Source organism: Candidatus Accumulibacter sp. ACC012 (genome assembly GCF_907163155.1).
GTDB classification, from domain to species: domain Bacteria; phylum Pseudomonadota; class Gammaproteobacteria; order Burkholderiales; family Rhodocyclaceae; genus Accumulibacter; species Accumulibacter delftensis.
In genome coordinates this window covers 34,746-59,549 of the sequence record NZ_CAJQUC010000018.1, presented here as the reverse complement: position 1 = coordinate 59,549, position 24,804 = coordinate 34,746, and the positions used below count along the sequence as shown (strand labels likewise).

Sequence of the window (24,804 nt, the reverse complement as noted above, 5' to 3'; positions counted from 1 at the left end):
GCGGGCGCCGGCGCAGGCCGAGCGAGGCTGCCGCCCGCTTCCCAGCCGGGCCCAGGGCCAGCCCGGCGGGGGCGGCTGCGGTGCAGTGGCTTGCTTACTCGCGGCTTCGCTCGGGCTCAACAGTCTTCCATGCACTGGTGTCGTCTATACTCGTGGCTTCGTGGCACCGATTCTAGCCGCAGTGAGTGGAGCGCGGTAAAACATGTCGATCAGACGCTTGCTAGGTGTTTTTCTTTCCGGACTGGTCGCTCTTGCGTTCTCGGCATGCGACGCCGACAAGCTGAGCAAGCTCAAGCCCGGCATCACCAGCGCCGATGAAGTGCGCCAACTGATGGGCGAGCCAAGCCTGGAGTGGGTGGAAACCGACGGTGCGCGGGTCTGGGAGTATCCGCGTACGCCCCAGGGCATCGTCAACTACATGCTGGTCATCGGTCCGGACAAGGTCTTGCGCGAAGTGCGGCAGGTGCTGACCGAGGAGAACTTCGCCAAGGTCCGGCCGGGCATGAGCAGCGACGAGGTGCGTTACCTGCTCGGCCGACCGGCGCACGAGCTCTATTTTTCACTCAAACAAGAAAAAGTATGGGACTGGAAAACCAAGGTCGAAGGGGGAATGACCTGGTATTTCAACGTCCATTTCAACAATGATGGAGTGGTTACCAGGACCAGTACCAACTTCACGCCCGGCCCTTGACGCCGCGCTTGTGTCCACGCCCGTCGCTGAAGCGGATGGCCAGGGTATCCCGGGGTATACTTCGCGGATTCGCTGAACAAGAAAAATAAGGGGAAGTTTCGTGGACGCGCTGCACATTACTCTCGATCAGTCCGAAATTCCGACGCACTGGTATAACGTGGTCGCCGACCTGCCGACACCGCCGCTGCCGCCGCTTGCCGCGGACGGCCAGCCGGTTTCACCGGAGCAGATGGGGGCGATCTTTCCGGCGGCGATCATCGAGCAGGAAATGTCGAGCGAGCGCTGGATTCCGATTCCCGAGCCGGTCCGCGAAATTTACCGCCTGTGGCGTCCGTCGCCCTTGATTCGCGCTCGTCGACTCGAAGAAGTACTCGGCACACCGGCCCGGATTTACTACAAGTACGAGGGGGTTTCCCCGGCCGGTTCGCACAAGCCCAATACCGCCGTACCGCAGGCCTTCTACAACCAGCAGGCAGGCATCAAACGGATCACCACCGAGACCGGTGCCGGCCAATGGGGTTGCTCGATGGCCTTCGCCGGCCAGATGTTTGGCCTTGACGTGCGGGTCTACATGGTCAAGATCAGCTACCAGCAAAAACCCTTCCGGCGTTCGATGATGCAGACCTGGGGCGCCGAGGTGTTTGCCAGCCCTTCGCCGATGACGCAGAGCGGGCGCGATCTGCTGGCCAGAGATCCCGACAGCCAGGGTTCGCTCGGAATTGCCATTTCCGAGGCCGTCGAAGAGGCGGCTGGGCGCGCGGATACCAGTTATGCGCTCGGCTCGGTCCTCAATCACGTGGCGCTTCATCAGACGATCATCGGTCAGGAAGCCAAGAAGCAGTTCGCTAAGGTCGGTGATTGGCCGGACGTCATTTTTGCGCCTTGTGGGGGCGGATCATCGTTTGCCGGCGTCGCCTTTCCGTTCATCGCCGACAACGCCGCCGGTGGCCGAAACGGTCGCCCGACACGGCTGGTGGCCGTCGAGCCGACTTCCTGCCCGAGCTTGACGCGCGGTGCCTACGCCTACGACTTTGGCGATGCCTCCGGCTTCACGCCGTTGATGAAAATGTACACCCTCGGGCATGACTTCATGCCCCCAGGAATCCATGCCGGCGGATTGCGTTACCATGGTGATTCGCCGCTGGTTTCGCAGCTCTATCACGAAGGCTTGATCGAGGCAGTTGCGGTCTCGCAGCTCGCCACCTTTGAAGCCGGCGTGATGTTTGCTCGCGCCGAGGGGATCATTCCCGCCCCGGAGTCGAATCACGCGCTGCGAGCGGCGATCGACGAGGCTTTGCGCTGTAAACTGACCGGCGAAGCGACAACGATCTTTGTCAATCTCACCGGCCACGGGCACTTCGACATGGCTGCTTACGACCGCTATTTCGCCGCTGAGCTCGATGATTTCGATTACCCCGCTGAAGCCATCCGGGCTTCACTCGAACACTTGCCCAAGGTCGGATAAGCGCCTCGATGCGAATCACCGTTTTCCTGCTGCTGCTCGTCAACCTGCTGTTGTTCGTATGGACGCAGGGTTACCTGGGTGCGTCGGTCAACCCTGATGCGAGGCGCCTTGCACAGCAACTGCTGCCAGAGCGTGTGCGTATCGTTTCGCGTGGCGAGCCACCTCCGACCGCGAAGAAGAAAACGGAAGCTGAGAAAGTGGTCGAAAGAGTGGTCGAAAAAGTGGTCGACAGCGAGAGCGACAAGAAGCCGCCCGTTGAGAGCTGCCAGCTATGGAGCAAGCTGGCCGCTAGCGATGCCGATCAGGTCGAGCACCTGCTGTCGGAACGATTTTCAGCGTTCAAGGGGAAACGTCGTAGCGTTGGCGAGATCACTGGCTATTGGGTCTTCATCCCACCGCTTGTCAACAGGGAGGAAGCGGTTAGGAAAGTGGCCGAGTTGCAAGAGCTCGGCGTAAAGGATTATTTCATTGTGCCGAGCAGTGGCTCCCGCCCGCTGGCTATTTCCCTGGGAACCTATCGCGGCGAGGAGGCCGCCAGGGTGCGGCTCGAAGCGCTACGCGCCAAGGGGGTACGCTCGGCTAAAATTGGCGAGCGCAGGAGCGAGCCGACATTCAGTACGCTCGAAATCCTTGGCCCGGAGGCGGATATGGGCGCGCTGCGTGAGGCGATTGTGGCGCTGCTGCCGAAGGCCGTGGCGGCCCCTTGTTCGGCGTCGGTTGAGGTGATGCCATGAGCTTTGTGGTAGGTCTGACCGGCGGCATCGGCAGTGGCAAGAGTACGGTCGCTGAGCTTTTCGCCGCGCGTGGCGCGGTACTCGTCGATACTGACGCCATTGCCCATGAACTGAGCGGCCCGCAGGGTGCGGCCATGGCCGCCATTCGCGCCGCTTTCGGCGACACCGTTTTGCGTCCCGACGGCGGTCTCGATCGGGCCGCGATGCGTCGCCTGGCCTTCGCTGATCCACTGGCCAGGACGAAGCTCGAAGAGATCCTGCATCCGCTGATTCGGCTACGCAGCGACGCCTGTTGCACCGCTGCCGAGCACGCACCGTACGTCCTGTTGGTCGTGCCCTTGCTGGTGGAAACCGCGAGCTATCGTCAGCGCGCCGATCGAGTGCTGGTCATCGATTGCGACGAGGCTCTGCAGATTGCCCGGGTGACGGCGCGAAGCGGCCTTAGCGCCGCGGCAGTGCAGGCGATCATGGCGACGCAGGCGACCCGTGCGCAGCGGCGAGAGGTGGCCGACGATGTGCTGCTCAACGAGGGGGGACTGGACGCCTTGCTGCCAGAGATTGACAGCCTGCACCGGCGCTATCTGGCGCTGGCTAGTGCCAAACTTCATGCTGGACGTTGAGGTTTTGTTGCAAATGCTTCAGAATTATTGAAAATTCCCGTTTCTGACGCTGGCGGAAGTGTGATTACCTACGAATATCCTTTCAATGAACGCATACGCACCCTGTTGCGTCTGGAGGACTTATTCCAGAAGGTCGGCCGCTTCATGCAGCGTGACGGGGCGCACGAGCACCACGTCGCGCTGCTGACCCTGTTCGAGATTCTCGATGTCTCCGGGCGGGCCGATCTGAAAATGGACTTGATTCAGGAACTGGAACGACAGCGCCAGAGCCTGCTCGCTTATCGCAACAACCCCGAGATCTCTGAAGAAGCGCTTAACCTTGCCCTTCAGGAGATCGAGCAGGCGTCGGCAGCCCTGCTCGCCATGACCGGCAAGATCGGCCAGCATTTGCGCGACAACGACTGGCTGATGAGCATCAAGAGTCGCGCCAGTATTCCCGGGGGCGTCTGCCAGTTCGACCTGCCGTCATACCACTACTGGCGGCATCAGGCGCCAGGCGCACGGCGTGAAGCACTGCTGGGCTGGCTGCAACCGATGTTGCCCTTGCGTGATGCCCTGGCCATCGTCCTGCGCTTATTGCGTGCGAGCGGTCATGCCGAACATCACGTGGCGGCCAATGGTGCGTTCCAGATGATGCTTGGCGGCAGCAGTTCGCAGATGGTACGCATTTCTCTGAAACTCGATGATCCTTATATCCCCGAGATCAGCGCCAACAAGTATGCCCTGAATATCCGCTTCACTCATCCAGACAGCGATCATCGACCGCGTCAGTCGGATAGTGAAGTCGAATTCGACATGCTCTTCTGTAATCTCTAGGCGGCGACTAGCGAGTATGTTCTGCCGGGCCGCCCCCGGATCGCTTGCTTTCCCCTTGCTTCCGGACGCTTGTCCGCCCGCCCGAAAGCCGACCGATGTTCCGCACTCTCAATCAACCCGCCTTGTGGGCAATCACGCTGTCGGCTGCCGGTATCCTGATGGTGAGCATGGGCGCCCGGCAATCGCTCGGGCTTTTTCTCTCGCCGCTGAATTCCACGACCGGACTTGGCGTCGTATCGATCAGCCTGGCGATGGCCGTCGGGCAATTCACCTGGGGCGCCATTCAGCCAATCGCCGGCGCGGTTGCTGACCGCTACGGGCCGGGGCGGGTGCTGCTTGGCGGACTGCTGCTGCTTGCGTCCGGCAGTGCGATGACGCCGTTCATGAGCAGCACCACCGGTTTGATCGTTTCGCTCGGCCTGTTCTCGGCGATTGGCTCCGGTGCCGGCAGCTTCTCGGTGCTCATCGCTGCCTCGAGTCAGCGCCTGCCGCCCGCAGCGCGTGCGGCTGCTTCCGGGGTGATCAATGCTGGCGGATCGTTCGGGCAGTTTGTCTTCGCGCCCATCCTGCAGGCCCTGATCCAGACGCTTGGCTGGATGGGGGCGATGTGGTCGCTGGCGCTGATGACTCTGGCGGCAACGCCGCTGGTGCGCGTGCTGTCGCGGCCAATTGAAGAGCGGCCAGCGCCCGCTGCCGGTGAAGCGGGCCTGTGGCAGAGCGTGCGTGCTGCCGTCGGCGATGGCAGCTACCAGCTGCTCAATCTCGGGTTTTTCAGCTGCGGCTTCCACATTGCTTTTCTGGTGACCCATTTGCCAGGCGAGGTCGCCCTATGCGGCTTGCCGTCGGCAGTCGCCAGTTGGTCGCTGGCGATCATCGGACTGACGAATATCTTCGGCAGCCTCTACGCGGGTGCCTGGGTTGGTCGCTATCGGAGCAAATACGTTCTGTTCTGGATGTACGCCTCGCGCGCGGCGCTGATCGCCGTCTACCTGGCGGCACCGAAGACTGATCTGACTTTCTACCTCTTCGCCGCGGGGCTGGGTTTCACCTGGCTGGCGACGGTGCCACCAACGGCGGCGATCGTCGGCAAGCTCTTTGGCGTGCGCTATCTGGGGACGCTGTTCGGCATGACTCTGCTCTCGCACCAGATCGGCGGCTTCTTTGGCGCCTATCTTGGCGGCCTGGCACTGACGCAGTTCGGCGACTACGAATGGATGTGGTACGCCGACATTGCGTTGGCGGCTGTGGCGGCGCTGCTGAACCTGCCGATCCGGGAAGCGGCGCTACCCAGACCGGCCGTTTGATCAGGAAAACCGGCTTGCCGCTCGGCGACGGGCATGCAGTACTTCAGCGCTGCAGCGCGTCGCAGCGTTGTCGGTAGGCCGCTTGGCGCGAGCGCGCCGGCCAGTGCTGCAAGCGCGTATGCTCGGTCCCCGGAAGCGGCTCGACAGCTTGGCCGATGCCGCATCAGTGCTGCCGGTGGCTGAGTCTTTCTAGCTGAGGATAAGGTTGTCGCGGTGGATGATCTCGGGCTCCTCGATGTAGCCGAGGAGGCTTTCGATTTCCCCGCTGGCGCGGCGTGCAATGCGGCGCGCGTCGCTGCTGCCGTAGTTGATCAGGCCACGCGCGATCTCGTGACCTTCGTTGGAGACGCAGGCCACCGCGGCGCCACGTTCGAAATCGCCGCGGACGGCGGCGACGCCAATTGGCAGGAGACTTTTTCCTTCGCGCAGGGCACTGATCGCGCCGTTGTCGAGCAGCAGTTGTCCGTTTAGTTGCAGGTGATCGGCAAGCCATTGCTTGCGTGCCGTCAACGGCTGCGTTTCGGCCACCAGCAAGGTGCCCAGGGGCTCGCCCCGAGCCAGACGCAGGATGACGTCCTGTTCGCGGCCACTGGCGATGACTGTATGCGCGCCGCTGCGTGCTGCGCGCTTGGCGGCGATGACCTTGGTCAGCATGCCGCCGGTGCCGAACTGGGTACCGGCTCCGCCAGCCATGGCCTCGAGCGCCGCAATCCCGGCGCGTGCTTCACGGATCAGGCTGGCCGCCTGATCCTTGCGCGGGTCAGCGGTGAACAGGCCTTGCTGATCGGTGAGAATGATCAGGCAGTCGGCTTCGACGAGGTTGGCGACCAAGGCCCCGAGCGTGTCATTGTCGCCAAACTTGATCTCGTCGGTGACCACCGTATCGTTTTCGTTGACGATCGGCACGACGCCGAGGCGTAACAGTGTGTTCAGGGTCGAGCGCGCGTTGAGGTAGCGCTTGCGGTCGGCGAGGTCGTCATGGGTGAGCAGCACTTGCGCGGTGTGCAGCGAGTACCTGGCAAAGGCGCGCTCGTAGACCTGTGCCAGCCCCATCTGGCCGACGGCCGCCGCTGCCTGCAACTCGTGCACGGCGCGTGGGCGCTTGCGCCAGCCAAGACGCTGCATGCCGCAGGCGATGGCTCCCGACGAGACCAGAATGACCTGCTTGCCGGCCTGGCGCAACCCGGCAATCTGTCTTGCCCATTCGTCGATGGCCGCAAGATCGAGACCTTCACCGTTGTTGGTAACCAGCGCAGATCCCGCCTTGATGACCAGTCTGCGGGCGGTGGCGATGCGGCTGCTAGTCATCTTCTGCCTTGTCGTGGTGGTCGGCGAAAAGGTCGTCCGGGAAAACGCTTGTGGCAGCGCCTGCGCTCGTCGCTTCTAGCGCGGGGGTGGCGGCGGCCAAATTCTGCAGCGCTTCATGTAGCTTGTGCGTGAGTTCGCGACAACCGGCACCGCTGATGGCGCTGATGCGGAAATGCGGAATGCCCGTCGCGCTTGCTTGGCAGCCGTGCAGGAAGTCGGCAATACGTTGCTCGCGTTCGTCCTCGGGGATCAGGTCAAGCTTGTTGAGCAACAGCCAGCGCGGCCGGGTGGCGAGCTCGGAATCGTACTTATCGAGTTCACGAATAATCGTTTCGACATCGCGCACGGGATCTGCGTCGGGGTCGACCGGCGCCAGGTCGACGATGTGCAGCAGCAAGCGGGTTCGTGCGAGGTGTTTGAGAAAGCGTATGCCGAGGCCAGCACCCTCGGCGGCGCCGTCGATCAGTCCGGGAATGTCAGCGATGACGAAGCTCTGGTCGTGGTCTACGCGCACCACTCCGAGATGCGGTTGCAGAGTGGTGAACGGGTAGTCGGCAACCTTGGGCCGTGCTGCCGAGACGGCGCGCAGGAAGGTGCTCTTGCCGGCGTTGGGCAGGCCGAGCAAACCGATATCGGCCAGCAGACGCAGCTCGAGGCGCAATTCGCGCTGCTCGCCTTCCTCACCACGTGTGCATTGGCGGGGCGTACGGTTGACGCTGGACTTGAAATGGATGTTGCCGAGGCCGCCGCGTCCACCTTTGGCGAGCAGTACTTTCTTACCGTCGACGTCAAGGTCGGCAAGGATTTCCTTGCTGTTTACATCGGCGATGGTGGTGCCAACAGGGACGCGCAGTGTCAGGTCTTTGCCGCGTTTGCCGTAGCAGTCGCTAGACCCGCCATTCTGGCCCCGCTGGGCGCGGTGCCGGCGCGCGTAGCGGTATTCGATCAGGGTGTTGATGTTGCGGTCGGCGATGAAATGAACGCTGCCGCCGTTGCCGCCATCGCCGCCGTCCGGGCCGCCTTCGGGCTCGTACTTGTCGCGCCGGAACGAGGCGATGCCGTTGCCGCCGTCGCCCGCGCCAACAAGAATTCTCGCCTCATCGATAAATTTCATGACTGCGTCTGTCCGCTCTGTCCGTATTGCCAGTGGTGAAAGAAAAAAGCCCTATCGCCAGGGATAGGGCTTGGTGGTGCCGCCGGGCTGGCTTGCTGCGCCAACCAGGGTTCTGCTTCACCCCGCGCTAGGAACAATACTCACGGTGCGTCGGCGCTGCGCGCCCTTGATGGCAAATTGCACGTGCCCGTCGACCAGCGCGAACAGCGTGTGATCCTTGCCGAGGCCCATGTTCTCGCCTGGGTGAAAGGCCGTTCCACGTTGGCGGACGATGATATTCCCGGCGCGGACGAGTTGACCGCCGTAGCGCTTTACGCCCAGGCGTTTTGCTTCGGAATCGCGGCCGTTACGTACGCTGCCGCCAGCTTTCTTGTGTGCCATGAGTCAGACTCCTCTCAAATCAGGCTGAAGGGTCGAGCGTCGCGCCATTGGCAATCGCGTCAACCCGAATTTCGGTGTAATTCTGACGATGCCCCTGATGCTTCTGGGAATGCTTGCGACGACGAAACTTGAAGATCCGGATCTTGTCGTGACGACCTTGCGAAAGCACAGTGGCCTTGACCGAGGCGCTGGCGATAAGCGGTGTGCCAATGACCACCGATTCGCCTTCGCCAAGCATGAGAACCTGGTCAAAGGTGATTTCTGCGCCAACGTCTGCCGGTATCTGTTCTATTTTCAATTTTTCGCCGTTGACAACGCGATATTGCTTGCCACCGGTTTTTATGACCGCGTACATGTTGGACTCCAAAGAACTGAACGAAGTGAGACGAAGAACCGCGCATTATACGTAATCTTCCCGCTCCGTCAAAGAGTTTGCGATCGCCACGGCCATCTGTCGCTTGACGCAAGACCGGCCGGCGCCTAAGATTCGCGGGTTTTGTGCCAAGGTGCCTTCTCGTGAGAATGGAGCAGTTGTATAGCCTGATCGGGGCGGACATGAAGGCCGTTGACGCGGTGATCCGCCAGCGCCTCCATTCAGAGGTGGCTTTGGTCTGTCAGGTCGCCGAGTACATCGTTCAGAGTGGTGGCAAGCGGCTGCGCCCGGCGCTGGTGTTGCTGTCGGCCGGGGCATTGGGCTACCGAGGCCGCCATCATCACGAGTTGGCGGCCGTAATTGAATTCATCCATACGGCGACCTTGTTGCATGACGATGTGGTCGATGGCTCAGATTTGCGGCGCGGCCGTGAAACGGCAAATGCCCTGTTCGGCAATTCGGCCAGCGTGCTGGTTGGCGATTTCCTGTATTCGCGGGCGTTCCAGATGATGGTGGTGGTCGACGACATGCGCATCATGCAGGTGTTGTCGGATGCGACGAACGTCATTGCCGAGGGCGAAGTGCTGCAGTTGATGAACTGCCATGACGCGGGGATCGATGAGCAAGGCTATCTGCAGGTCATCCGCTACAAGACAGCCAAGTTGTTCGAGGCGGCTGCGCAACTGGGTGCGATCATTGGTGGTGGTGACGCAGCGGTCGAAAAGGCGATGGCCATTTACGGCCTCCACTTGGGTACCGCGTTTCAGTTGATTGATGATGTACTCGATTACTCGGGGTCCGAAGTGGAGACCGGCAAGCATCTGGGCGATGATCTGGCTGAAGGCAAGCCGACTCTGCCGCTGATTTTTGTTCTACGCAATGGCAACCCGGAACAGGCTGCCTGCGTACGGCGCGCCATCGAGAACGGCGGCCGCAACGATTTCCCGCTGGTCCTGGCCGCCATTCGTGCAAGCGGCGCGCTGCAATACGCAAAGCAGAAGGCCAAGGCCGAGGCTGAACTTGCCGCCGCCGCTCTCGATGTTCTTCCTGCTTCTCAATACAAGGATTCCTTGCTAGAATTATGCCTCTTCGCTGTTGCTAGAAATCATTAGCGCAGTTGTCGCCTCGGTCGGGGCGTAGCTCAGCCCGGTAGAGTACTGCGTTCGGGACGCAGGAGTCGGAGGTTCGAATCCTCTCGCCCCGACCAACCGTTTCACCACGGCCTTTTCTGGCCGTTGCTGCATGGCGTGACCGTTGTGATTGCGCTTGCTCCGCGATGTGGCGAGCCGCAATCCTCCTCGCGGTAATCGCGATTCCTGCGGCCTGCGCCATGATGCGAGCGAGTTTGTCGCCGCTGCGGGTCTTCGCTGGCGAGGCTTGTTTCTGTGATCCTGTGCTGTGCGGCCTCTCCGTCCGGGGGAGCCTAGGCTATGCTTGAACGCTGCTTTCGGCTGGTCTTTCAATGACGAAATATCTACTGCTAATCGGGCTGGTCTGGGCCGTGTGGTGGTTCTGGCGCAAGTCGCGGATGTCGTCACGCGGCAGCGCTGCCAGCCACACCACTGTCCAGCGCGATGCTGAACGCATGGTGCAGTGCACGCGCTGCGGCGTCAATCAGCCGGTGAGCGAGAGTATTCTCGTCAAGGGTCGCTATTACTGCAGCGCAGCCCATCTTGACGATAGCGCGTCCGACGACGCCTGAGCGGCCATCTTGATCTCCGCGACGCTCGGCGTTGAGCATTTCTCCGCGACGCACTGGAAGTCTCTGCGCTACTTCAACCTCTACCGCTTCGTTGTCGCCACGCTGCTGTTCACGTCGGCGTTGCTCTATCCCTCGGCTTTTCCCATTCTTAGTCCGAACCAGAGTCTGCAGCACCTGGCCTTGGCCAGCGTGTACCTGTTGAGCACGACGCTGGCAGTGCTCCTGGCGTTTCGTCATCGCTGGCATGCCAGAATGCAGTTGACGGCCAGTGTGTTCGTCGATGTGCTGGTGATGACGCTCTTGATCCATATTGGCGGCGGTCTGGACAGCGGCCTTGGCGCGATGTTGCTGGTGACACTGGCCGGTGCCGGTCTGGTCGGGGAGGGGCGCCTGGTGTTGTTCTATGCGGCGATGGCCACTCTGGCGCTATTGTTCGAGCACTCCTACCGGGCTCTACAGCACGATATCGATGTGGCCGGATTCTTTCACGCCGGCTTGTTCAGTGCCGGCTTCTTTGCGGTGGCGGTTTCGGCTCGCTTGCTGGCCCGCCGGGTCATCGCCAACGAGGCCCTGGCGCTTCAGCGTGGCGTCGATCTGAACAACCAGACGCTGATCAGTCAGCGGGTCATCGAGGAAATGCAGGACGGCGTGGTGGTCCTTCGCCGTGATGGTCGGGTCAAGCAGTGCAACCCGCGCGCCAGGCAAGTGCTGGGCCTCGACAGCAGCCGCGAAGATCTGTTGGCCGAATATTCGCCTGAACTGGCGCTCGGTTTCGTCGAGTGGTGTCGGAGCGGCAGTGACGACGTGGTGCTGGTGCACGTTCCAGCCAGTGGTATGCAGTTGCGAGCGAGGTTTGCGCCGACTGAGAGTTCGGAAAGCGATGTGCTTGTTTTTCTTGAGGATCTGGGTCGCCTGCAGGAACAGGCTCAGCAGCTGAAGCTGGCCGCCCTCGGGCGCCTGACGGCCAATATCGCGCACGAAATCCGCAATCCACTATCGGCGATCAGTCATGCCGGCGAACTGCTGCGTGAGGAACGACGTGGCGAGACGTACGAGCGCTTGCTGCGCATCATGCTGGATAATACCCGCAGGCTCGAGCGTATCGTCAGCGATGTGCTGGAACTTGGGCGTCGAGATCGCACCTATCGGGAACTGATTGACTTGCGTGCGACCTTGCCGTTGTTGGTCGAGGAGTATCTGGCCAAGGAGGCGCTGTCGGCCGATGTGGTGCGCCTGGAGTTGTCGGGTGTGGCGGCCCTTTGTTTTGATCGCTCGCACTTCCATCAGGTGTTGGGAAATCTTCTCGGCAATGCCTTACGGCATTCGCAGCGCATGGCTGGCAGCGTGCGTCTAGTGGCTTGTGACGGCAAGGCGGACGCGCAGGTTGAATTGCACGTGATTGACGACGGTGAGGGGGTTGGCGAGGGGCAGCGCGAACACATCTTCGAGCCGTTCTTCACCACGCATCATCGCGGTACCGGTTTGGGTCTCTACATCGCGCGCGAGTTGTGCGATGCAAACGCTACCCTGCTCGAATTGCACGCTTCCCGGCCGGGTGCCGATTTTCGTTTGTTGGGGAGGTCTTCAGGGTGTCACTAGTCAAGACGGAGCGTCGCCCGCGCGGCGAGTTGGCGAGAGTGCTGGTGGTTGATGACGAGGCAGACATTCGTGAACTGCTCGACCTGACGGTGGCGCGTATGGGCTTGTCCGCAGACTGTGCGGCAAGCGTTGCCGAGGCGCGGGGATTTCTCGAAGGGCAGCACTATCAGTTGTGTATCACGGACATGCGCCTACCCGATGGTGACGGTCTTGAAATCGTCAAGCTGATCGGTGAACATTACGGGGAGACGCCGGTGGCGGTGATCACGGCCTTCGGCAGCGCTCAGAACGCCGTCGCTGCGCTCAAGGCGGGTGCCTTTGACTACCTGGCCAAGCCGGTCGCCCTGGAGCAGTTGCGCAGCCTGATCAAATCGGCGCTGCGCTTGCCGCGCCAGAACGGCGACGACGGCGACCGGCAGGCCGCCGCCGCGGCCGGGCAATTGATCGGCGCGTCGGCGGCGATTGAGAATGTTCGCCAGCTGATCGACAAGCTGGCGCGAAGTCAGGCGCCGGTCTATATCTCGGGCGAGTCGGGAACCGGAAAGGAACTCGCTGCGCGCCTGATTCACGATCAGAGCTCACGACGTGCGGCGCCCTTTGTCCCCGTGAATTGCGGTGCGATTCCCGAAAATCTCATGGAGAGCGAGTTCTTCGGCTATCGCAAGGGCGCTTTTACGGGGGCCGACAGTGATCGTGATGGCTTCTTCCAGGCTGCCAAAGGAGGGACGCTCTTTCTCGACGAGGTCGCGGATTTGCCATTGGCGATGCAGGTAAAGCTGTTGCGCGCAGTGCAGGAAAAGAAAGTCCGCAAGGTGGGTAGTGCCGCCGAAGAAATCGTCGACGTACGCATCATTTCGGCGACCCATCAAACGCTCAAGGCCTGCGTCGATGAGGGGCTCTTTCGCCAGGACCTTTACTATCGGCTGAACGTTATCGAGCTGCGCATGCCGCCGCTACGCGAACGTCACGAAGATGTAGTGCCGCTGGTCGTGGCTCTGCTGGCGCGCATCTGTGGCGAGAAGCCGCCGCGTCTGGAGCCACAAGCCCTGCGCGCGCTGGAGAACTATAGTTTTCCAGGCAATGTACGCGAGCTTGAAAATATTCTCGAACGTGCCACCGCCTTGTGCGCTGGCCATGCGGTGGTCGTTGACGATCTGCAGTTGGCGCCCACCGCCGTACCTGGTGACAGCGTCGGCCGGGACGGGGAAACACTCGACGACACTATCAACCGTATCGAGAAGCAGGCGATTCTGGAGGCCTTGAGCAAGACCGCTTTCAATCGTACGGCGGCCGCCAGGCTGCTCGGTGTGAGCTTCCGTTCATTGCGCTATCGCATCGAGCGCCTGGGCATCGAGGAGTGATGCTGCGGCGCGATGCTGCCGTTGGCGAGCCGGGGGCTGATGGTTGGTTGCCCGGCGCACTACGAGTCGAATCCGCCAATCATGACGCTCGCCCGGACGGAGAAGTCGTGTCATTGATCGTCGTGCATGCGATCAGCCTGCCGCCGGGAGAGTTCGGTGGTGAGGGGATTGTTGGTCTATTCAGCAATTGCCTGGATGCGTCCGCTCATCCCTACTTCGCGCAGATCAGTAGCTTGCGGGTCTCGGCGCATTTTCTGCTTCGTCGTGACGGCGAGCTGATTCAGTTCGTCTCCTGCGCGCAACGTGCCTGGCATGCCGGGCTGTCGAGCTGGAACGGGCGCCAGCGTTGCAACGATTTTTCTCTGGGAATCGAACTCGAGGGCTGCGACGAGATGCCTTTCGAAACGGCCCAGTACGGCGCTCTTCGGGAGCTGATCCGCACCTTGTGCGTGGCCTACCCGATTGAAGCCGTTGTTGGCCACAGTGATATCGCGCCCGGGCGCAAGACCGACCCGGGCCCTTGTTTCGACTGGCGTCAGCTGGCGTCGATCGGTGATTTCCCGGGGGCTTGCCGCTGACGGCCTGGCGCATCGAGGGGGCGCCGTTTTCGAGAGCACTCAGCCCAGAAAGCGGCGAATTCTGTCGACGGCTTCAGCCAAACGTTCGACGCTGGCCGTGTAGGCAAAGCGCAAGTATTTTTCGGGCTGGTTGCTACCGAAGTCGAGGCCGGGCGTGATGGCCACTCCCGCTGCATCGAGCAAGTCGCGAGCAAAGCGATCACTGTTGTCGGTCAGCTCGCTGCAATTGGCGTAGACGTAGAAAGCGCCCTCCGGCTTGGCCGCTTGACGGAAACCGAGGTCGTCCAGCGCTGGCGCCAGGAAGTCGCGGCGGCGCTTGAATTCCCGGCGCCGTTCCTCGAGGATGCTGAGGGTGGCTGGCGAGAATGCGGCCAGCGCCGCATGCTGGGCCGGTGTTGATGGCGAAATGAACAGATTTTGCGCCAGCTTCTCGATTTCGCGTGTGAAACGCTCGGGAACGACCAGCCAGCCCAGTCGCCAGCCAGTCATGTTGAAGTACTTGGAAAAGCTCTGCACGACAAAGATGTCATCACCGAACTGCAAAGCCGTTGCTGGGTCACGCTCGTAGGTCAGGCCGTGGTAGATCTCGTCGACCACCAGTTGTCCACCTTTCTGGCGGACAAAGTCGGCGATATCGGCCAGTACGTCGTCATCAAGCAGGGTGCCCGTGGGGTTGGCCGGCGAAGCCAACAAAACACCTGCCGTACGCTCCGTCCAATGCGTTTCCACTTCGGCGAGCGTTGGCTGGAAGTTGTTCCTGGCACGAACCGGGATGCTGACCGGTCGCCCGTCGAAGCTGCGCACGAAATTGCGGTTGCAGGGATAACCCGGATCGGAGAGCAACCATTCGCTGCCTGCTTCCGCGAGGCAGGCCATGCTCAGCAGCAAGGCGCCGGAAGCGCCAGCAGTGACCACTATTCGCGACGCCGGGACGTCGATGCCGTAGCGTGTGGTATAGAAAGCAGCGATGGCTGCACGCAATTCGGGAAGTCCGAGAGCTGGCGTGTAGAACACACGGCCGCTGGCAATCTGCGCCTGCGCGGCGGCGACAATCGGCTCGGGTGTCGGGAAATCAGGTTCGCCGACTTCCATATGGATAATGTCGCGCCCTGCGGCTTCCAGCGCTCGGGCGCGGGCCATCAGTTCCATGACGTAGAAGGGGGCGATGTGAGCAAGGCGACTGGCGGGAAAGGTCGGCATGGTTCGTCGGTAGCGCTTCTTGGCAAAGGGAACAGCCCAGGTTCCGCGATGCAATCGGAATAGAGGGCGAGAAGGTCCCGCCAGGCCTTGATCTTGGATAGAGTGATGTTATTGAGACGGTCACCTATTTGCAGAAGGAAGGAGGCGGGGCGATGGGGACTTTGGCACAAACGGTGCTTCCGTTCAAGGTTCAAGCGACGGAAGAACTGCTGACGGCGAACGCCGGGCTGGTGCCGTTCGGGGAGTTTGTGGGTGGCTTGGGGCTGAATCGCTGGCTGAGTACCGAGATGCCCAAGCCCGGCACAGTCGGCACGGCTATCAGGCCGACATCGTCAATGACTGCGAAGACACCGGCAAGACCTTCGCCATCGGCGGGCGGCTGGATGCACCCACACAACAGGCCATTGCCGGAATCCCCGCAACCGCCTGGAAGACCTACGCCGATTGCGCCGTTGCCGAGACGCTGCACAGCATGAACGAGACCCGGAAAGCGTTCCGCCTGATCGTCGTCAAGTACCGACGGCAGGCCGAACTGTTCGCCGACGCACCGAAATACCACGTCATCGTCAGCAACCGGGTCGCATCAACCGCCGACACCTTGATCTGCTATCGCCAACGCGGCGAAACTTCCGAGAACGGCATCAAGGAACTGAAGATTGGCTTCGGTATGGAGCGCATGCCCTGCGGGCAGTTTGCCGCCAACGCGGCGTTTTTTCCGCATCGGCATCATCGCCCACAACCTGTTCGTGCTGTTCAAGCACTCCGCTCTGAACACCGACTGGCAGCGCCACAAGGTCGCCACCATCCGCTGGCGTCTGTTTCATCGGCCGGGCAAGGTGGTGCGCCATGCCGGCTCATGGGTATTGAAGGTTGCCGCGGATACCGCCGATTTGTTCCGCCGCATCCGCACCCGCAGCTTCGCCCAGGCCATGGCAAGTCCTTAGCCAATGCCCTCGGCTTCGCGCCGGGCGATTTCCAGCGTATTCAGCGGTTCGCGGCTGTCTTCGATAACCGGCAGGCAGGCAGCGATGGCATTTTCCTTGGCCGCCACCTTGATGATGCTTTCGATGTCGAGGTAGGGTTTCAGCGGCTCGTCATCCTTGCCAATCTGGTGGGCCTCGTCAGCCTTGTAGCGGTGGGGTGAAAAACGCTCTTCACGGTAATAGACGGCAACGGTACACAGCTTGAGCTCAGAGGCTGCCCGCAGGATGCGGATGGCGATTTCGCCACGATTGGCGACAAGGATTTTCTTGATGGGCCGGGTCACTGGATTACCGTCGATAACGGTGGTGGAATGGGTTGCTGCTGGCTGTGGGCAAGGAATTTTTACTGCTCTATCGTGAGGTTCAAGCGGACGCCAGTGCCGACCATGGCGGCCCAGGGCAGGATCGATCCTCAACACGCTGTTTCCTCGCCACGGCTGCATTCCTCGAGCAGGTAGGCGATGGAGCGATAGGGGCGGCCGGTTTCCGCGGTAAGGCCGATCTCGCAGGTGCGGCTGGTGGAGACTCCCTCGCAGCATTTTGCCGGCAGGGCTTCATGGACCTTGCGCAGGGCGTGCGCGTTGAGTTCCGGAACGACGAAACCACGATCGCCGGCAAAGCCGCAGCAGGTGACGCCAGCGGGTTCGACCACGTCAGCGACGCAGGCGGCAAGCAGCGTGCGCAGCTTGTCGTCGGAGCCGCTGCGGCGCACGCTGCAATTGATGTGCAGGGCAACGGGCCCTGGCTTGCGGACGAGCAGCAGACGGGGCAGTAGCGCGTCGTGAGCGAATTCGTGGAAATCGAGTAGCGGCAGCCGACCCTCGAGGTGTTTTTGCATGCGCACCGAACAGGTGCTGGCGTCCATGATGATCGGAAAAAAGCCCCCATGACCGTCGTCCGCTGCCTTCATCACTGCCTCGGTAACCGCATTGGCCATTTCTTCCGCTTCATTGGCCATCCCCTTGCTGGCGAGCATCTGGCCGCAGCAAAGCTTGTCGAAGCCTTCCGGCAGGCGCGGCGCATACCCGGCGCGCGTCAGCAATTCCATGATCACTTCGGGCAGCGTCGCCTCCTCGGGGCTATTGGCGCCGAAGATGCGGCCGCCGCAGGCCGGGAAATACACCACCGGATCGCCGCTGCCGATGCCTTGCGTCGGCCGTTTGCCGGCCTGCGGCATGCCGCGCTTCCAGGCGCCTCTCGAGACGCGTCCGACGACGCGGTCACCGACCACGCTCGACACGACATGACCGATGGCCAGACCTACGCGCGATGCGCTGGCGACCTTGCCGAAATTGTCCACCGTCCAGCTGCCGACTTTCTGCGAGGCACTGCCCAGGCCGCGACCGCGCAGGCGGCGGGTCAGCTCTCCGGTGTCGATGCCGACCGGGCAGGCGGTCGAGCACAGGCCGCAGCCGGCGCAGGTGTCGAGCCCGTAGTAAGCGAAGTCGCGACCGACGTCGGCGGCTTCCTCGCCGGCCGCGGCGCGGCGTGAGAGCTCGCGCCAGCTTGCGATGCGCTGGCGCGGCGAGAGCGTCAGTCGGTGCGACGGGCACAGCGGCTCGCAGAAACCGCATTCGATGCAGCGATCAACGATGTCCTCGGCGGCTGGCATCGGCTTCAGGTGCTTGAGGTGGGCCTGCGGATCGTCGCTGAGGATGACGCCCGGATTGAGCAGGTTGTCGGGGTCGAAGAGAGTCTTGATCCGGCGCATCAGGTTGGTGGCCTGTTGCCCCCATTCCCTTTCGACGAAGGGCGCCATGTTCCGCCCGGTGCCATGCTCGGCCTTGAGCGAGCCGTCGTACTTGTCAACCACCAGGGTGCAGATGTCCTCCATGAAGCGGGCGTAGCGCTGCACTTCCTCGGCATTGCTGAAATCCTGGGTGAACACGAAGTGCAGGTTACCCTCGAGCGCGTGACCAAAGATGATCCCCTCCGTGTAACCGTGCTTGCGCAACAGCGCCTGCAGATCGAGAGTAGCCACGGCCAGAGACTCGATCGGGAAGGCGACGTCCTCGATGATTACCGTGGTACCGGTGCGGCGCATCGCGCCGACCGAGGGGAAGGTGCCCTTGCGCACCTTCCAGTACATCGCGCAAGTCTCGGGGTCAGTCGAGAACACCGGCGTTTCGATGGTGGGGATACCCGCGAGTGCCCCGAGCGCGGTGTCAACCCGCTGCTGCAGGAGCGTTGTCGTTTCAGCGCGTACCTCGATCAGTAGAGCGGCGGCATCGTCGCTCAGCGTGTGAATAAGGGGCGGCAGCCCGGGCTTACCTTCGACCGAGCGCAAGGCCGGGCGATCGAGTAGTTCGACAGCGGATACCGGCCCCGGCTTGAGGCGGATGACGGCCTGGCAAGCGGCTTCGATGGTCGCAAAGAACACCAGGGCGCTGGCCTTGCAGGGGTCTTCGACCACGGTGCGGTAGGTGATGCGCGAGATGAAACCGAGTGTGCCTTCCGAACCGATCATCAGATGGGCCAGGATGTCGAGCGGGTCTTCAAAGTCAACCAGCGCGTTGAGGCTGTAGCCCGTCGTGTTCTTGATTCGGAACTTGTGGCGAATGCGCGCGGCCAGTACCTCATCGGCGCGCGTTGCTGCGCCGAGCTGCTCCAGCTCGCTCAGCAGCGCGGCGTGGCTCTGCCTGAAACTGGTGATGCTGAACTCGTCTTCGGTATCCAGCATCGCCCCATCGGCAAGGATCACCCGTAGCCCGGCCAGCGTGTGGTAGCTGTTCTGCGCCGTGCCGCAGCACATGCCGGAAGCGTTGTTGGCAGCGATGCCGCCGATCTTGCAGGCGTTGATTGAGGCCGGATCCGGGCCGATCTTGCGCCCGTGCCGTGCGAGGCGGTAGTTGACCTCGCCGCCGATGATCCCCGGTCCCAGACGCACGCTTGTTGCATCGGCGGCAATTTCGCAGCTGGCGAAGCCTTCGCCTATCAGTGCAAGAACCCCGTCGGTAACGGCCTGGCCCGAGAGGCTGGTACCGGCGGCGCGGAAGGTTATCGGGCGCCGGTGGGCGCGCGCAGCGTGCAGCACGGCCTGGACCTCTTCCTCGGATTCGACCACGGCGACGACCTCGGGGATCAGGCGGTAAAAGCTGGCGTCAGTACCGTAGGCCAGGCGTCGCAGGTTGTCGGTGATGACCTGGCGTCGCGGCAGGATGCGGAAAAGCGCTTCAATCAACGGACTCATGATTCTCTCCTTGAGCAGTTCCATACAGGCGTCTTGGCGCTGGCTTCAGCGGGCTGCCACTACGTGGGGGTGGCTCGTTCGATCAGCGACAAAGCAATGCCACCTCTCATGAGCCAAGAGGTCCCGCGCTGCCGTCGGGTGAGTCTAAGGTTCGGCATCGATTCCAGCAAGCGCCGGCGAGACGCCAGCGCCACCGAAGGAACGGACGCCGACTCGCGGCCAGTCACCATCACCAAGGTTCGGCGCCAAGTCCGGCCTTGGGTAATACACTTGCTTATTTGAAGTTGCTCATTACCCCATCAAGCGCTACGGTGATCTTCTTGAAGCTCTCGACGTACTTCTGCTGTTCATCCTTGCACTTGCCAGCTTCATACTCGGCGCGGAAATGAGTGGCTTCGGCAACCAGGGCCGGCGTTACGATTTTCTTCGTCCCTTCCCACATTCCGGCAGTGGCGGCGCCCTGGCGCGGCGCGAGCGGGAAGTGATGGAGTCGATCGACGTCGGCAATCTGAACAAGCAGATTGCCGATGACCTCGGTATCAGCATAAAAAGCGGTCGAGGTGCATCGTGCACGCGTCATGGACAAAATGGAAGTTCGGTCGGTCGCCGAACGTGTCCAGTGCCTAATGCAGGCTGCAGGGTCGCCGGGCGGCTGGTCGCCCGGCGGGGTAAGCGCTGGCGCAGGACCTTGTACAAAAGGCAGCGGAAACTGGTCGCTTGAGCGAAGAGAACAGTCTAGCCACAGGACGTGCGATCGAGGCCAAAAAAAAAGCCGCCCGAAGGCGGCTTTCCACGACCCAGCTTGGGTCGGGATCGATGATCAGGCAGCAAAGCCCTTCTCGAGTTCGTCGCGGATGCTTGCCAGCTTGGGAGGCAACTTGTTGCCCATCTTCTCGAACCATTCCTTGACGCCATCGAGCTCGCTCTTCCATGCCTGTTTGTCGAGGCTGGTGACCTTGGCGAATTCCTCCTTGGAGAAATCGCTTCCGGACCAGTCGATGTCTTCGTAGTTGGGCATCCAGCCGAGGGTAGTCTTGTTCGCTGAAACCTTGCCTTCGCAACGATCGATGATCCACTTGAGGACGCGCGCGTTATCGCCGAAGCCCGGCCACGCGAACTCGCCTTTTTCGTTCATCCGGAACCAGTTGACCATGAAGATCGGTACCGGCGTGTCGGCGGCACTGCCCATTTTCAGCCAGTGGCTGTAATAGTCGGCCATGTTGTAGCCGCAGAACGGCAGCATGGCGAACGGGTCGCGGCGAACGACACCTTGCGCGCCGAAAGCGGCGGCCGTCGTTTCCGAACCGAGCGTCGCGGCAGCATAGACGCCGTGATCCCAGTCAACTGTCTCACAGACCAGTGGCACCGTCGAGGCGCGACGGCCACCGAACAGGAAGGCCGAGATTGGCACCCCTTCCGTGCTCTCCCACTGCTCATCGATGCACGGGCACTGCGAGGCGGGAGCGGTGAAGCGGGAGTTTGGATGCGCGGCCTTGGTGCCCTTCTCCTTGGCGATGGCTGGCGTCCAGTCGTTGCCCTGCCAGTCGATGGCGTGCTCGGGTGCCGGGCCCATGCCTTCCCACCACACATCACCATCGTCGGTCAGCGCGACATTGGTGAAGATGGTGTTCTCGGCCAGGGAGGCCATGGCGTTGAAGTTGGTCTTGTCATTGGTGCCTGGGGCCACGCCGAAGAAGCCCGCTTCCGGGTTGATGGCGTAGAGACGGGTGACGCCGTTGGCATCCTTACGCGGCTTGATCCAGGCGATGTCGTCGCCGATGGTGGTCACTTTCCAGCCGCTCAGGGTGGCTGGCGGGACGAGCATGGCGAAGTTGGTCTTGCCACAGGCCGACGGGAAGGCGGCAGCGACGTAATGCTTCTTGCCCTCGGGCGATTCGACGCCCAGGATCAGCATGTGCTCGGCCATCCAGCCGTCATCGCGCGCCATGTTTGAGGCAATACGCAGGGCCAGACACTTCTTGCCGAGCAGCGCGTTGCCACCGTAGCCGGAACCGTAGGACCAGATTTCGCGCGTTTCGGGATAATGGACGATGTACTTGGTGGTCGGGTTGCATGGCCAACGCGGATCTTTCTGGCCGACTTCCTTGGGTGCGCCGATCGAATGCACACAGGGAATGAAGCTGCCGTCGGTGCCGAGGACCGGGAACACCGCCTTGCCCATACGGGTCATGATCTTCATGTTGACCACGACGTAGGCGCTGTCGCTGATCTCGACGCCGATCTGGGCGATTGGTGAGCCAACCGGGCCCATCGAGAAGGGAATCACGTACATCGTGCGACCCTTCATGCAGCCTTTGAAGACGCCCTTGAGCATCTCGCGCATCTTGGCCGGGTCTTCCCAGTTATTGGTTGGGCCGGCGTCTTCCTTTTTCTCGGAGCAGATGTAGGTGCGGTCTTCGACGCGGGCCACGTCTGACGGGTCGGAAAAGGCGAGGAAGGAGTTCTTGCGCTTCTTGAGCTTGGTGAAGGTGCCGGCTTCTACCAGTTCGGCACAGAGACGGTCGTACTCTGCCTGTGAGCCGTCGGCCCAGACGACTTGGGCGGGCTCGGTGAGGGCCGCAATTTCGGCCACCCATTTTTTCAGGCCTTCATGCTTGACGTAGTCCGGGGCGTTGATGGAAACACTCTGATTCATGGTAATCACTCTCTAAAGTAGGTGGAGGAGCGGAATTTACCGTGGCGTGGCGCGCGCAGAAGCGGACCAACGGAGCCCGGACCGGCGATGGCCCGTCCAGCTCGGTCGGGGGCGACGCGTCGGTCGCGGCTGGAAAACAAAAAGCGCAGTGCAAGCGGGGGTACTCGACATGCTAGGTGTTGGTACTGCAAGGTTGTCTGTGTTTGTGTAATTATGCCACAGGTCCGACTCGCACTGACGATCCTTTGACACCTGCCGCGCTGCCGGCAAGGCTGCCTGGAGCACTTCGGGGCTGATCGTTAGTCGACTGTTGGGGCGCCATCAGCATCCGCTGTGGCTTGTCATACGCTGTGCCAGGAGAAAAAGTCATGAGCAAAGAAAAGGACCAGCTGCGTGCCGCCGCTCTCTTTTATCACCGTAATCCGAAACCGGGCAAGGTGGCGATACTGCCAACCAAGCAACTGACCAATAATTATGACCTGTCGCTGGCTTATTCACCGGGGGTGGCTGCCGCCTGCGAAGAGATTGTCGCGTTTCCCGCCGAGGTGAGCACGCTGACGTCGCGCGCCAATCTGGTGGGTGTGATCACCAATGGGACGGCCGTTCTCGGACTCGGCGCGATTGGCCCGCTGGCGGCCAAGCCGGTCATGGAAGGCAAGGCGGTGCTGTTCAAGAAGTTCGCCAACATCGATGTTTTCGACCTCGAGATCGAAGAGCGCGATCCCGATAAGCTGGTCGAGATCATTGCTTCGCTGGAGCCGACCTTTGGCGGCATCAATCTTGAGGACATCAAGGCGCCGGAGTGTTTTTACGTCGAGCAGAAACTACGCGAACGGATGAAGATTCCGGTCTTCCATGACGATCAGCATGGTACGGCGATCGTCGTTGGGGCGGCCATTCTCAATGGGCTGCACCTGCTCGGCAAGGATCTCGACAAGGTCAAGCTGGTTACCTCCGGCGCTGGCGCTGCGGCCCTGGCCTGCCTCGATCTGCTGGTGATGCTCGGTATTCCGGTCGAGAACATCTGGGTGACCGACATCAAGGGGCTGGTGTACGAGGGGCGGGTCGAGGACATGGACGAGATCAAGGCGCGCTACGCCAAGCAGACCGACGCGCGCACGCTCGGCGAGGTCATCGCCGACGCCGATGTCTTCCTGGGTTTGTCGGCCGGTGGCGTCCTGAAGAAGGAGATGGTGGCCAAGATGGCGCCTTCGCCGTTGATCATGGCGCTGGCCAACCCCAATCCGGAGATTCTCCCGGAGGATGTCAAGTCCGTGCGCAGCGATGCGATCATGGCCACCGGGCGCTCGGACTATCCCAACCAGGTGAATAACGTCCTCTGCTTCCCGTTCATTTTCCGGGGCGCCCTTGACGTCGGAGCGACAACCATCACCGAAGCGATGAAGCTGGCAGCGGTCAGGGCCATCGCCGAACTGGCGCGTGCCGAGCAGTCCGAGGTGGCGCTCAAGGCGTACGGCGAGAAGGTCACCAACTTCGGCCCCGAGTACCTGATTCCGAATCCCTTCGATCCGCGCCTGATCAGCAAGATTGCACCGGCAGTTGCCGAGGCGGCCATGGCATCAGGGGTGGCTACGAGACCGATCAGGGACCTGGAGGTGTACCAGGACAGCCTTGACGAGTTTGTCTATCACTCCGGCCTGATCATGAAGCCGGTATTTTCGCAGGCCAGGCAGGCGCCGCGACGTATCGTCTTTGCTGAAGGCAGTGACGACCGCGTGCTGCGCGCGGTGCAGGTGATCGTCGACGAAGGCATCGCCAGACCGATTCTCATCGGCCATCCGGGTGATATCGCCGGCAAGCTTGAGGCCGCGAACCTGCGCGTTCGTCCGGGAATCGACTTCGAGGTCATTTGTGCCGGCCATAACAATTTCTTTGACGATCATTTCGAAACTTACTGGCGAGAGTATCGACGGCTGATGGAGCGCAAGGGGGTTTCGGTAGATTTCGCCAAGCGTGAGGTGCGCCGTCGGCCATCGCTTTTCGGCGCGCTGATGGTCCGCATGGGCGACGCCGACGGCCTGATCTGCGGCACCTCTGGTCGTCACCGCAATCACCGCGAGCACGTCGAGAACGTTATTGGTCTGGCGCCGGGGGTGAAGAGTCTGTACGCGATGAGCGTGCTGCTGCTGCCTGATCGCACCCTGTTCATCGCCGATACCTATATCAACTACGAGCCAACGGCGGAACAACTGGTGGATATGACGCTGCTCGCTGCCGACACGGTTCGCCGTTTCGGTGTGACCCCGCGCGTGGCGCTCCTTTCGCATTCGTCTTTTGGTTCGGAGAATACGCCGACGGCCTTGAAGATGCGTGACACGCTGCGCCTGCTGAAGGAGCGCGCGCCACGTCTGGAGGCCGAGGGCGAGATGCACGGTGACGCCGCCATCGATGATGAAATCCGCCAGCGCGTGTTTCCGAGTGACGCGCGCTTGAAAGGGCAGGCCAATCTGTTGATAATGCCGACCCTCGATGCGGCCAACATCTCGTTCAACCTTCTCAAGGTCGCCTCTGGTGACAACGTCACCATCGGGCCGATCCTGCTCGGAACTGCGCAGCCGGCGCATATCCTGACGCCGACGGCAACGGTACGCCGCTTGGTCAACATGACTGCTCTGGCGGTTGTCGACCGGCTGATGAGCGAGCGCTGAGCGTCGGGCGCGGTCGTACTTCGACCCGCGGCCTGCTGTTCAAGAAATCCGATGCCGCCG

Annotated in this window: 20 protein-coding genes, 1 tRNA gene and 3 pseudogenes; 16 read left to right on the top strand and 8 right to left on the bottom strand. The window is 61.8% G+C overall.

The window, feature by feature from the left end; translation table 11 throughout:
- Positions 1-202 precede the first annotated feature (202 nt).
- The 6 genes from bamE (at position 203) to QZ648_RS17395 (ending at position 5,630) form a co-directional block, all read left to right on the top strand.
- Entirely contained in the window at positions 203-691 is a 489-nt protein-coding gene (bamE, locus tag QZ648_RS17420) for an outer membrane protein assembly factor BamE (RefSeq protein ID WP_169065255.1), read from the top strand.
- 100 nt (positions 692-791) lie between these two features.
- Positions 792-2,156 carry a TrpB-like pyridoxal phosphate-dependent enzyme gene (locus QZ648_RS17415; RefSeq protein WP_169065254.1) on the top strand — a complete coding sequence of 455 codons (1,365 nt, stop codon included), beginning with the start codon at positions 792-794 and terminating at the stop codon, positions 2,154-2,156.
- Positions 2,157-2,164: 8 nt separating this feature from the next.
- The gene (locus QZ648_RS17410; protein ID WP_291997795.1) at positions 2,165-2,890 is read left to right on the top strand and encodes an SPOR domain-containing protein; all 726 of its coding nucleotides are present in this window, start codon (positions 2,165-2,167) and stop codon (positions 2,888-2,890) included.
- Positions 2,887-3,510 carry a dephospho-CoA kinase gene (gene coaE, locus QZ648_RS17405; RefSeq protein ID WP_291997794.1) on the top strand — a complete coding sequence of 208 codons (624 nt, stop codon included), beginning with the start codon at positions 2,887-2,889 and terminating at the stop codon, positions 3,508-3,510. The genes QZ648_RS17410 and coaE overlap by 4 nt, the downstream gene beginning before the upstream one ends.
- 60 nt (positions 3,511-3,570) lie before the next feature.
- A complete protein-coding gene (gene zapD, locus QZ648_RS17400; RefSeq protein WP_169065251.1) occupies positions 3,571-4,326 on the top strand; it encodes a cell division protein ZapD in 756 nt (251 codons plus the stop codon).
- A gap of 95 nt (positions 4,327-4,421) precedes the next feature.
- Complete coding sequence (locus QZ648_RS17395) at positions 4,422-5,630, top strand: MFS transporter (protein WP_169065250.1); 1,209 nt, start codon at positions 4,422-4,424, stop codon at positions 5,628-5,630.
- Between the two features lie 189 nt (positions 5,631-5,819).
- Here the strand turns inward: QZ648_RS17395 and proB are convergent, their stop codons facing one another.
- From proB to rplU, 4 genes are all read right to left on the bottom strand, one after another.
- Complete coding sequence (gene proB, locus QZ648_RS17390) at positions 5,820-6,938, bottom strand: glutamate 5-kinase (RefSeq protein ID WP_169065650.1); 1,119 nt, start codon at positions 6,936-6,938, stop codon at positions 5,820-5,822.
- Positions 6,931-8,052, bottom strand: a complete 1,122-nt coding sequence (gene cgtA, locus QZ648_RS17385; protein ID WP_169065649.1) for an Obg family GTPase CgtA — start codon at positions 8,050-8,052, stop codon at positions 6,931-6,933. The genes proB and cgtA overlap by 8 nt, the downstream gene beginning before the upstream one ends.
- A 117-nt stretch (positions 8,053-8,169) precedes the next feature.
- Positions 8,170-8,433: a 50S ribosomal protein L27 gene (gene rpmA, locus QZ648_RS17380; RefSeq protein ID WP_169065648.1), complete on the bottom strand. Its 264-nt coding sequence runs from the start codon at positions 8,431-8,433 to the stop codon at positions 8,170-8,172.
- 19 nt (positions 8,434-8,452) lie between these two features.
- The gene (gene rplU / locus QZ648_RS17375) at positions 8,453-8,788 is read right to left on the bottom strand and encodes a 50S ribosomal protein L21 (protein ID WP_291997793.1); all 336 of its coding nucleotides are present in this window, start codon (positions 8,786-8,788) and stop codon (positions 8,453-8,455) included.
- Between the two features lie 161 nt (positions 8,789-8,949).
- On the opposite strand from rplU, the gene QZ648_RS17370 reads away from it, so the two are divergent.
- From QZ648_RS17370 to ampD, 6 genes are all read left to right on the top strand, one after another.
- The gene (locus tag QZ648_RS17370) at positions 8,950-9,918 is read left to right on the top strand and encodes a polyprenyl synthetase family protein (protein WP_169065647.1); all 969 of its coding nucleotides are present in this window, start codon (positions 8,950-8,952) and stop codon (positions 9,916-9,918) included.
- An 18-nt stretch (positions 9,919-9,936) separates the two neighbouring features.
- A tRNA-Pro gene (locus QZ648_RS17365) sits at positions 9,937-10,013 on the top strand.
- Positions 10,014-10,268: 255 nt separating this feature from the next.
- Positions 10,269-10,508, top strand: a complete 240-nt coding sequence (locus QZ648_RS17360) for a PP0621 family protein (RefSeq protein WP_169065646.1) — start codon at positions 10,269-10,271, stop codon at positions 10,506-10,508.
- Between the two features lie 9 nt (positions 10,509-10,517).
- Positions 10,518-12,107: an ATP-binding protein gene (locus QZ648_RS17355; RefSeq protein ID WP_169065645.1), complete on the top strand. Its 1,590-nt coding sequence runs from the start codon at positions 10,518-10,520 to the stop codon at positions 12,105-12,107.
- A complete protein-coding gene (locus tag QZ648_RS17350; RefSeq protein ID WP_169065644.1) occupies positions 12,098-13,468 on the top strand; it encodes a sigma-54 dependent transcriptional regulator in 1,371 nt (456 codons plus the stop codon). The genes QZ648_RS17355 and QZ648_RS17350 overlap by 10 nt, the downstream gene beginning before the upstream one ends.
- Positions 13,468-14,046: a 1,6-anhydro-N-acetylmuramyl-L-alanine amidase AmpD gene (gene ampD / locus QZ648_RS17345; RefSeq protein WP_291997792.1), complete on the top strand. Its 579-nt coding sequence runs from the start codon at positions 13,468-13,470 to the stop codon at positions 14,044-14,046. Before QZ648_RS17350 ends, ampD begins: the two co-directional genes overlap by 1 nt.
- 39 nt (positions 14,047-14,085) lie before the next feature.
- On the opposite strand, the gene QZ648_RS17340 is transcribed toward ampD, so the two are convergent.
- Entirely contained in the window at positions 14,086-15,246 is a 1,161-nt protein-coding gene (locus tag QZ648_RS17340) for a pyridoxal phosphate-dependent aminotransferase (RefSeq protein WP_169065642.1), read from the bottom strand.
- Between the two features lie 271 nt (positions 15,247-15,517).
- On the opposite strand from QZ648_RS17340, the pseudogene QZ648_RS25110 reads away from it, so the two are divergent.
- Positions 15,518-15,892, top strand: a pseudogene (locus tag QZ648_RS25110) (IS1380 family transposase); the annotation flags it as partial.
- Between the two features lie 46 nt (positions 15,893-15,938).
- The gene (locus QZ648_RS17330; RefSeq protein WP_291997790.1) at positions 15,939-16,190 is read left to right on the top strand and encodes a hypothetical protein; all 252 of its coding nucleotides are present in this window, start codon (positions 15,939-15,941) and stop codon (positions 16,188-16,190) included.
- Here the strand turns inward: QZ648_RS17330 and QZ648_RS17325 are convergent.
- Positions 16,190-16,513 (bottom strand): annotated as a pseudogene (locus QZ648_RS17325) (biotin carboxylase N-terminal domain-containing protein); the annotation flags it as partial. The gene QZ648_RS17330 and the pseudogene QZ648_RS17325 overlap by 1 nt on opposite strands.
- 128 nt (positions 16,514-16,641) lie before the next feature.
- Positions 16,642-19,419 carry an FAD-binding and (Fe-S)-binding domain-containing protein gene (locus QZ648_RS17320; RefSeq protein WP_169065640.1) on the bottom strand — a complete coding sequence of 926 codons (2,778 nt, stop codon included), beginning with the start codon at positions 19,417-19,419 and terminating at the stop codon, positions 16,642-16,644.
- A 460-nt stretch (positions 19,420-19,879) separates the two neighbouring features.
- Here QZ648_RS17320 and QZ648_RS17315 point away from each other — a divergent pair.
- Positions 19,880-20,039 (top strand): annotated as a pseudogene (locus QZ648_RS17315) (LuxR C-terminal-related transcriptional regulator); the annotation flags it as partial.
- Between the two features lie 200 nt (positions 20,040-20,239).
- Here QZ648_RS17315 and QZ648_RS17310 read toward each other — a convergent pair.
- Entirely contained in the window at positions 20,240-22,075 is a 1,836-nt protein-coding gene (locus tag QZ648_RS17310; RefSeq protein ID WP_169065639.1) for a phosphoenolpyruvate carboxykinase (GTP), read from the bottom strand.
- Between the two features lie 368 nt (positions 22,076-22,443).
- Between QZ648_RS17310 and QZ648_RS17305 the strand changes: the two genes are divergently transcribed.
- Complete coding sequence (locus QZ648_RS17305) at positions 22,444-24,744, top strand: NADP-dependent malic enzyme (RefSeq protein ID WP_291997789.1); 2,301 nt, start codon at positions 22,444-22,446, stop codon at positions 24,742-24,744.
- Positions 24,745-24,804 lie beyond the last annotated feature (60 nt).